Origin of the sequence: Pricia sp., assembly GCF_041745955.1 — a bacterium.
Taxonomy (GTDB): Bacteria; Bacteroidota; Bacteroidia; order Flavobacteriales; family Flavobacteriaceae; genus Pricia.
In genome coordinates this window covers 1-9,614 of record NZ_JBGTHY010000254.1, presented here as the reverse complement: position 1 = coordinate 9,614, position 9,614 = coordinate 1, and the positions used below count along the sequence as shown (strand labels likewise).

General features: G+C 46.1%; 5 protein-coding genes. 2 read left to right on the top strand and 3 right to left on the bottom strand.

Features of this window, described 5'->3' with window-relative positions; all coding sequences use genetic code 11:
* The 3 genes from ACEW8S_RS09130 to ACEW8S_RS09120 all read right to left on the bottom strand — a co-directional run.
* The coding region (locus tag ACEW8S_RS09130; protein WP_373517849.1) for an alpha-2-macroglobulin at nt 1–6,054 on the bottom strand (6,054 nt) is incomplete at its 3' end.
* 222 nt (nt 6,055–6,276) lie between these two features.
* Nucleotides 6,277–7,062 (bottom strand): SDR family oxidoreductase, encoded by a 786-nt coding sequence (locus ACEW8S_RS09125; RefSeq protein WP_373517848.1) that lies wholly within the window; start codon nt 7,060–7,062, stop codon nt 6,277–6,279.
* Nucleotides 7,063–7,074: 12 nt separating this feature from the next.
* Complete coding sequence (locus ACEW8S_RS09120; protein WP_373517847.1) at nt 7,075–7,392, bottom strand: cupin domain-containing protein; 318 nt, start codon at nt 7,390–7,392, stop codon at nt 7,075–7,077.
* Nucleotides 7,393–7,614: 222 nt separating this feature from the next.
* Here ACEW8S_RS09120 and murC point away from each other — a divergent pair, with 222 nt between their 5' ends.
* Both murC and ACEW8S_RS09110 read left to right on the top strand, forming a co-directional pair.
* Nucleotides 7,615–8,991, top strand: coding sequence for a UDP-N-acetylmuramate--L-alanine ligase (murC, locus tag ACEW8S_RS09115; protein ID WP_373517846.1), 1,377 nt, complete (start codon nt 7,615–7,617; stop codon nt 8,989–8,991).
* A 72-nt stretch (nt 8,992–9,063) separates the two neighbouring features.
* Nucleotides 9,064–9,614 (top strand): RadC family protein (locus ACEW8S_RS09110; protein WP_373517845.1); only part of this gene is annotated, 551 nt, incomplete at its 3' end.

Below are 9,614 nucleotides of genomic sequence, written 5' to 3'. Positions count from 1 at the left end.
ATAAACGCCTTTGGGCAGATAGTCGAAGAAGAAATTGGTACTGGCATCTTTGGTGCTTTCGTAATAGCCAAGTCCGTCTTGCCATTTGTATTGCGAGAGCACGGTAATGGGTTCGAAACCTGCCGCGCGCATGTCTTTCATGTGTAGGAATTCCATATCACGGTCGGCGCGTAGCTCGATGCGTACTCGGACCAGGTCGCCCACTTTCAAATCGGTTATTTTAGTGATTTCGGAAATTTCCTCCCCGGTATCGGTATTCTTTTTCAGGAAAAGTTTTTTCTGGAGTTTCAAAGGGGTCTCTGCGGATGTTATTTTGTCCATATCCTCAAAATATTGCCAGTATAGGGCGCCCCAAGCGATACCCTCTCCCTTTTTGCTGATCTGCACTTCGGCCATTTTGGGCTTGATTTCGTGGGTATCCCACGATGTTTTGTAATAACCGGTACCCGCTTCGACCTTGACATTTTCAAGTTGCGATGGTTCGATTTTCTCCCCGCCGACCCACACATCAACGGCGTCGGTGACGGATAGCCAATCGCTGCCTTGCAGCAGCAGCGCATAGACTGCTTCGGTGGTGGCTTTGGTCGTGCTCCATTGATCGGTCTGTTTGTTTTTTAACAACCAAACTTTTAGCTTGTCGATGGTTTTGGTGTCGTTTTGTATTTCCCCGAAAGCCTCGATCATCAAGGCCTGGGTTTCGATGGGGGCTTCGTACCAATACCAAGAGGATGTATTTTCTTTCCAATACATGCCCAATTCATCGGAAGTAATACTGTTCTCTTTTAATGCCCGTAGTATTTTGTTCGATATGCCGGAATCGTTCATACGATGTAAGGCCAAGGCCAGCATTCCCTTGGGATACAGACCCTTTTTGGTCCAATATTTTTGCGCTTGACCTTTGTAGTAATCCTTGATGGTATCTACTTTTTTGGAGGTTTTGATATCGGGGAAGAAACTCCGCATGTAGAGATAGTGGATTTGGGTCCGGCTCAGATGGTCTTCGTCGATATCGGAAGTATGACCTTTCATGTACTCATATTCGGCTACAAATTCGGCATCTAGGTAGGCTATGGCGTTTTTCAGCATTTCTGCCGATTCGGGATTTCGACCACGCTCAGCCTTTGAGCCACTTGCCGAAGTGCGATCACCGGGTTTGCCTACCATTAAGCTAGGCGCTGCCGAAGTGAGTTTTTCGAGATGCCCCATTCCGGTAACGATATGTTGCGTAATAAACCGATTATCCATCCCGCCATTGAACCAGGCCCAGCCTCCCGAGGGATTTTGGTTGTTCTTCAGCCTGTTCAGTGCGTTGGCCCGCTCGTTTTTCATTTTGTCCAAGTTGAACAACAGGGCGACACGTATTTTCTGCTCGGTTTCAGATTGGGCGTCACGGAGCCAAGGGGTTTCCTGGATCAATAAAGATTTCAGTTCCTCGTTTTTTTCCAAGTTACTAAGTAGGGCGTCGGAATTTGCCCATTGCTTAAAGACTTCCTGAATACGTGGATTGTTATTGGCGATATGGGTTGCCAGGGAATTTGCATAGTAACGCGCAAAGGTCTGCTCGTTGCAGTCGTACGGATATTCCATCAAATAGGGTAGGGCCTGTACGGCATACCAAGCGGGATTGGAGGTGATTTCCAAGGTCAACTTATGGTTCTTTAGGGTAGTCGAAGTATTCTCCTTTAATTTATCCAAAGTAAAAGTCTTCGTCTGATCGCTGCAAACCCACATCGGCAAGGATTCGGTTACTAATATCCGATTGGTCAACACCGGAAGCAGATTTTGTTCCCCATCGCTGAAATCCCCGGCCTTGGCGATGATTTTGTACTGAACTGCTTGAATGCCATCGGGAATTTTCAAACGCCAGGAGACTTGGGTGTTATTTAGTGAATCAACTTTAAAGCGAATTTCACCTAAGCCCCCTCCGCCTGGGGCACTTCCGGCCCCACCCGCCTGCGGCATCTCCCCCACGGGGGGAGAAATTAATAGTTCTTTTGAAACATCTTCATTGGTTACCGCATCCGTCAGCACCAGTTTCGCTTCCCCGGAAAGTTGCTTTTCCGTTAGGTTGGCAATTTTGGTGCTGATGCTGATTTCATCGCCTTCCCGAAGAAAGCGCGGGGCATTGGGAATGACCATCAGTTCTTTTTGGGTCACGGTTTCCAAAGTGGTTACGGCGCTTTCCAATGATTTTGTATGGGCCAAGAGTTGTAGTTTCCATTTGGTAAGGGCTTCCGGCGTGGTAAAATTGAAGGAGACGTTACCCTCGGCATCCGTTTTCAACTGGGGAAAGAAAAAGGCGGTTTCCTGTAGGTTTTTACGGATTTGCACATCGTTGAAATCGGTTTCCTTTTCTTCCTCCTTCGGTTTACTCTTGGTTTTTTCCGAGTCATCCCTTTTTTCTTCAGTATCGCCATAACCAATGGTGACCACCTCATTTAAAGCGCCTTTATCAGCTTCCATTTCCATGGTTACCGCCGACATCGGTGCAGCCCTTTTCATCATCCTGTTTTCAGTTCGATATCCAAAAAACAATCCGAACCAATCGAAAGAATCATAATATTGGGGCGTAAAAATGTACCTATCATTATCCAAATACGTTCGGAATGAGGCGACTCCAAAACTTTGGCTCGCGTAAGTATATAGGTTGGAATAATAGGTGGTCCGCATCAACGGATCGAAAAGCCAGACATGGTCGCGAAAAGCATCCAAAGAGGCATCGTACATACTGGCCAAAATTTCAGCTGATACTTTATCGCCTTTAGGTCCCTTGATGGTAAAGGCCCAGGTTTCATCGGTACCCGGTGCCAACTTATCGCGAAAGGTCAGGGTCTCGATTTTAAGGTCCGTTTTTGGGTAGGGCACTGCAATAGGCAGGGAACCGGATTTAAAAGTAGTATAGGCCGAAAAGCTGTAGTTGATGGCAAAGCCGCCTAGATCGTCCGGGGTAACCGGAACGGAGAAGGAGGTTGTATTGTCGCTCAAGCGAACGATATGGGTATCCACTATTTTTTTGTCCTTTTCAACAAAAACCGAAACGGTAAGGTATTCGGATGCCGAACCAATTTTGACCTCGACCTTATCCCCAATGGCATAGGTTTTTTTATCGGTCGTAATCTCAAAAAGCTGGTTGTCCGCCAGTTTGTTATCGGAATCACTGTATAAGGTCGTTTGCGCCAAGGCCTTAACCTCTTGTCCGACGGTATCGGTCGTCATCAGTTCGATGACATACTTTCCGGAATCCCATTTTTTCGAAATTTCTAGCGGTACTGTTGTGGATTTTCCAGTATTGAATTCTTTCTCCCAGACCAATTTTCCTTTTTCCCAAGTGGTCGGGTCGTCTTCATTGGCAAAGGCTTCATGCGGAAAGCGTTTTTTAAAGTCCGTTTTCTCCCAATTCGTATAATCGGGAGCCGCCCAAGGTCTGGGGCGCAGCACATGATCAGGCGCTTGCAGCTTGTACATTTTGAGCGTACCGCGGGCGTCCACGGCCTGACCGTTGAGGTTGGTCGTGGCAATCGTAAGGGTATCCGTTTTTTTATTTTTGTCCAACCGGTCGGAAATTAGGATGCTAGCGGTGAGGGCATGGTAGCCTACGGAAACTATAGTTGTTGCGGAATGGGTCTCCCCATTAATATCGGTTACATCTGCGGTTACCTCATACTGGAATGTCGGTAGGTTTTCTTTGGATAAACTAGTATCGGGCAATGCCTTAAAATCGATTTCGTAGTTGCCGGAAGCGTCTGTTAGCGTCTCGCCATGGGCGATTTCTTGGGGCGTACGGTTAAAATACGGGTAATACCAATAATACCATCTCGGGAAATAGACCACTCTCTTGACCCTATAGTTGACCTTGGCATCGCTGATAGAGCTTCCGGCATAGGCGGTGGCGGAACCCTTGACGGTAATACTGTCGTTTACACGGAAGGTTTCGGTTATCGGGCTGAACGAAGTCTCGAATTTAGGACGTTTGTATTCCTCGACGGAAAATTGGGTGTATCCGTTAAGCACCACTTTCTTTGAACTTGCCTGCAATGAAAAATCCCCTGTCAATCCGGTACCTGGCAGAATGAATTCCCCCGAAAACGACCCATACTCATTGGTCTTGTATTGCTGTATGCCAACGGTTTGTCCATTGGCATCCTTAAGTTCCATCTGCACGTCGGTATTTTCGAGGATGCTCGATTTCCCTTGGTTATTTTGCAGGGCTATCCCTTTAAAATATAAGGGTTGGCCCGGTCTGTAGATACTGCGATCTGTAAAGAGAAAACAGGAATAGTCGGTATACTGTGGATTTGAGTCGTGCTTGGCATTTATATAATAGGGACCGAAATGCGCCCGTTCATTTTTATCGGCGACAAGTATATTGACATCATGCCAATATTCGTTGGATAATGGGATGTTGACGAACCCATTTTTATCGGCCACCATTGTCGTGCCCGAATTCAACGTGTTGCCGTTTTTGCGGTAGTTAAATTGCAATTCCGCTCCAGAAATAGGATGGCCATCTTGCCTGTCCACGACCTGAAATTTGTAAGCATCCGACGTCTGTGTGGCTACTAATGCCATATTGGTTACTTGAGCGGGACTAAAAGCAAAAGTTTTGTTCCCGGTGTTTTTTACATCCTTCGCGAGCGGGGCCGCCAAGATGATGTACTGTCCGTTTTCCAATGCGGGAAGCAGCACCTCGATACCGTGTTGTTGATAATCGCTTTCATTTTTTAAAGTGGCTTCCCAGGTTTTCGCAACTGATAATTTGTGTAGAAATTCAAATTGTTCGGGCTGGCGATAAAGCCCGTTAAGCTGCTTGAGTTGCTTTTGTGATATTTTGAGAGCGCTGAGCTCTATGGCTTCGATATTTTTATAGTTGACCAGAAGCCGGGCATCGGTATGTATGGGGATGAAATTTTCTGTGGTTAGCTGAAGGTCGGTGGCCAAAATTTTGGATTTTAAGGCCTTGCATTTCTCCGCCCCACGGCTATCGGGAAATCGGGCGATAATGGCATCGCAGAGTTCGATGGCCTCTTTTGGCGCCCATCGGTTATCCTCATCGGTTTTTGGGGAATACGCATTGCCCTGTTTTACATACAGCTGGGCGATTTCATAGGTATATAAAGCGGATACCTCGTGCTGCTTAAAGTTCTCGGCCGAATTTTGGAGTACTTCAAGATAGAGGTCATCTTTGTTCGGGAATACGGCGTTTTGGTGGATGAACCCCAAACGCTCGATATCCACATCGACAAGGGCATCTAGTTTCGGCTCGGGAAAATGTAATTTCAAAAGTTCTTGATATACCATCAGTGCTTTCGATTGCAGGGAAGTCGGGTCTTGGGTATCTATTTTTCGCTGGGTAAACTCATAGGCTTCGCACAAAATTCCGGGATCGGTGATCTCGAACTGGTCCGCCGGGCGTGTGATATTGTTTTCATCCGTCTTATAAAAGTCCAGCGCCGTATGGGCCAATACATCGAATAGTGTTGGGCGGTAAATTTCGGAGCCGGACTGATTGTTCAGGATTTCCTTAAACTCTTCCAGCCCTGTTTTTTGAAGCCCTTCCTTATTCTTCAAGGATGCCTTAAAACGGCTACTGATTTCATGGAAAAGCGTAGTTAGGTCCCAAGTACGAAAATCTACGGAATCTACTTTGGATGCTGTTTTGCTACGGTCATAAAATTGATAGCGGTTTTGTTGGAAGTACTGCCAATAGAGGTTTGCCAAATAGCTTTCCAATACATTTTTGGTAGGGAATTCCGCTTTCTCGATTTCCGATCTGAATGCATTGACGATGTTCAGTTGCGCATCCTCTTCCAAGGTCAGTGCATATTTTGAGGTATACAGTAAGGTCTTGATGATCTGTTCGGAATTCTTTTCCTTCTTGGCCTTTTCAGAAATGGCCTGAACCTGTTTTAAGGCGGATGTGGTCAAGTCGTCGTTTTCGAGTTGCCCGACCTTTTTCCAAAGTACATCGTATGAATCATCTGGATTTTGCGCATGCCCCATAGTCACTGTCAGGATTAGGATTTGTAGGATGGATATGATTTTAGGATGTTTCATGTTTTGCTTATAGCATTAAAATTACGCAACTAATATTTACAAAAGCTATGCCATGGACAAGTAGTAATTAGGGATAGGGGGTTTTTAGTGAGGGAAGGCAGTCTTTATTGGATGAATTGGAAAGCTAAGGATTTTGATTTTTTACCAAAGTGAAATGGGATAAAAAAGTTAAAGGCTCCCCTTTTGAGAAAAAAAAGGAAAGAGCCTAAAAAAAATAAAAAATCACAGCGATTTCAACAAGCCCCCATCAATGGGAATCTGCGTCCCAGTAATATAACCGGCCTGATCCGAAGCCAAAAACGCCGCTAAATATCCAAATTCCTTAGGGTCTCCGATACGTTTTACGGGTACTTTCGCCTCCATATCCGAACGGACATCCTCATGGGAAATGCCTTGCTGTTCCGCCTTTTTGGCGTTGAGCTGGTGAATCCGATCCGTATCGAAATAGCCGGTCAGGATGCTGTTTACCGTAATGTTATGTTCGCCCACATCGCTGGCCAACGATTTGGCCCAAGTTACCACGGCCGCCCGGATGGTGTTCGATAAGGCCAGATACGACAAAGGTTCTTTTACGGAAACCGAGGCGGCATTGATGATACGGCCCCATTTGTTTTTCATCATGTGTTTTAAGGCCAGTTCCGTAGTGAAAACAACCGTCTTAAAGAGCAGGTCAAAGGCTTCCTGATACTCGGGTACTTGTTTCTCCAACGTATTTCCGGCAGCCGGACCTTGTGTATTGTTGACAAGAATATCCGCCGAATTGCTTTCAAAGTAGTTCGATATTATTTTTTTGTATCCATCGAAATCCGAAAAGTTCACGACCAAATAGTGATGCGTCTGTCCCTGATCGGTGGGAAGTCCTGCCACAATGGACTTCAATTTAGCCTCACTGTGCGACATCAGTGTGACGCTGGCACCACTTTCCGCTAGCTGAATTGCGACGGCCTTACCGATGCCGCCGCTGCTACCACCGACTAGGGCTGTTTTTCCTTTTAGGGTTATATGCATCTTTTTAGATTTTTACTTGTATTCTTCCCTCACCGGACTAAAAACATCCATCAACTTACATGGCGTCAATGCTTTTCCGCTGTGCTTTTTGTAGGGTGCAATTACGACTAAATCGCCCTGATGATACACCTTGGTGTCGCCATCCAAAGTAAGCTCGAAATTACCTTCGATAACATGCATTACCTGCTCGTTCATGTGGGCATGATCATGCACTTCTGCACCTTCTTCGACTTCCCAGAAGACGAGGCTCATATTTTCGGTATGTACCAGTTTGCCGTGGAGCCCGGGCATGATTTCTTTGGAAGGGATGGTGGAGAGGTTTAGATACATTTCTGGTCGGTTTATTGTGAGATTTTGGTGCGTAGAAGTATCTTTTCGGCTTCTTTGAAAATAGTATCTTCGATTTTTAATACTATGGTTTTCATTTTGAATGGATTTAGTAATTTGAATGGATTTAGTAAGTTATAAAGGTAAAATAAATAACAGGAATGAGTTGTCCTTTTTTCCTTCTCCTTTTTCTTGTTTCTTATCTTTGGCCAAAGTCCACAGAAAATGCAAATCCACTTTATAGCCATCGGAGGTAGCGCGATGCACAATTTGGCCTTGGCCCTTGAGCATAAAGGCTACACCATCACCGGAAGCGATGACGTTATTTTTGAGCCTTCAAAAACGCGCTTGGCCGAAAAGGGATTACTTCCAGAAGAATTTGGATGGTTTCCCGCCAAGGTTCATGGGTCATTGGATGCCGTTATTTTGGGAATGCATGCCAAACCCGATAACCCCGAACTGTTGCGAGCGCAGGAATTGGGACTGAAAATCTATTCCTATCCTGAATTTCTCTACGAGCAGTCCAAAAACAAGACCCGGGTGGTTATTGGTGGCAGCCATGGTAAGACCACGATTACCTCGATGATTCTCCACGTGCTCGATTATCACGACCGCAATGTCGATTATATGGTCGGCGCCCAATTGGACGGATTCGACCGTATGGTGCACCTGACAGAAGAAAATGATTTTATGGTTTTGGAAGGGGACGAATACCTGTCCTCTCCCATCGATCGGCGTCCTAAATTCCACCTCTACAAACCCAATATCGCTCTGTTGAGCGGAATTGCCTGGGACCATATCAACGTGTTTCCGACCTTCGAAAATTATGTGGCCCAATTCCGGATTTTTGTGGATAGTATCGTCAAAGGGGGAAGTATCACCTATAATGAAGAAGACCCGGAAGTGAAAAAGCTGGTCGAAGCCTCCGAAAACGCCATCCGTAAATTGCCGTATGCAACACCTGAATATGCCGTCGAGAAAGGACAGACTCTTTTGGAAACACCCGAAGGCCCCATGCCCATTGAGGTCTTTGGTAGGCATAACCTGAGCAATCTCGCCGGCGCCAAATGGATCTGCCAGAACATGGGCGTCGACGAAGCGGACTTTTACGAAGCCATAGCCACCTTCACCGGAGCCTCGAAGCGTCTGGAGAAGTTGGCGGAAGGAAAAACAAGCATTGTCTATAAGGATTTTGCCCATTCTCCCAGTAAGGTGGCCGCGACCACGAAGGCAGTAAAAGAGCAATATCCCGAGAGAAAATTAATCGCCTGCCTTGAATTGCATACCTATAGTAGTTTTGAGCCAGAGTTTTTAAAGGGCTATAAAGGCGCTTTGGATACCGCCGATATTGCCGCGGTTTTCTATCTACCCGAATCCGTCGCTATAAAAAAACTGGATGCCGTTAGCCCCGAACAGATATCGGAAGCTTTTGAGCGCAAAGATTTGAAAATCTTTAGGGACGCCTCCGCCTTTAAGGATTTTGTTTTTAGACAGGGTTATGCTGATTCAGTTTTGCTGCTCATGAGTTCCGGTAATTATGGGGGATTGGATTTGGAGGAAGTCGGTGATTTAGTGAGCAGTAGCGGTAATGGATGGCAGTAAAAAAAGGTTTGTGTAATAACTCACCTACAATTAACGTTAACTATTACCAATCTACCATTGCGTTACAGCCCCATGCAACAAAACCAACCCTCTTTCTCCATAAAACACTGGTCCGACGACGATAAACCAAGGGAAAAACTGGTTCAAAAAGGAAAGTCCGCATTATCGGATGCTGAGCTGATTGCCATCCTTATCGGTTCGGGAAGCAGAAACGAAAGTGCCGTAGCCCTTTCCAAAAAGATATTGGCCTCGGTCAACAACAACCTTAACGAGCTTGGCAAATTATCCATAAAACAATTGACACAATTTCATGGTATCGGGCAAGCGAAAGCGGTTGGCATAATTGCCGGCCTTGAAATCGGACGGCGGAGAAGGGATGGGGAAGTCCTAAAAATTACCAAAATCAATAGTAGCCGTGATGCCTTTGACCTGCTACAGCCGCGGATCGGGGATTTGGAGCATGAAGAATTCTGGATACTCTACCTTAACAACGGAAATAAGGTCTTACATAGCGCCTTGCTCAGTAAAGGCGGACTCACCAGTACCCTTGTCGATGTGCGGATCGTCATGCGGCAAGCGCTCGAACTGGGTGCGGTAGCTTTAGTGCTGGCACACAACCACCC